This is a genomic window from Hymenobacter sediminis (genome assembly GCF_003231285.1).
Classification (GTDB): Bacteria; Bacteroidota; Bacteroidia; order Cytophagales; family Hymenobacteraceae; genus Hymenobacter; species Hymenobacter sediminis.
Window position 1 is genome coordinate 1 of the sequence record NZ_QKNS01000045.1, and the last position, 297, is coordinate 297.

Below are 297 nucleotides of genomic sequence, written 5' to 3' on the forward strand. Positions count from 1 at the left end.
GGCCTATACCGACATCGTGGCGCAGCTCGGCGGCCTGCCGGCCAATGCCAGCGCCGCCAACGCGACGCAGGCGGTCACCGTCGCCAAGCCCGCGCGCCTGCTCTCGGATGCCGCCGGCAAGGGCGCTGTGGTGCGCTCGCTCGACGTCGGCATGATGCTGTACCCGACCGGCGAGAAGCAGGGCGTCATGTGGCAGGTCGAGGACGAGTTCGGCAACAAGGGCTGGGTGTCGTCGACGCTGCTGCAGCTCTCGAAGTAAGCGGCCATTCGTGTCGCACCATGCGGCCGCCTGCGGGC

The 297-nt window shown here is 70.0% G+C and carries 1 protein-coding gene; it reads left to right on the top strand.

Going from position 1 to position 297, the window contains the following annotated elements; all coding sequences use genetic code 11:
- A partial coding sequence (locus tag DNI29_RS24685) for a hypothetical protein (protein WP_202910587.1) occupies window positions 1–259 on the top strand: 259 nt, incomplete at its 5' end.
- Between the last annotated feature and the right edge of the window lie 38 nt (window positions 260–297).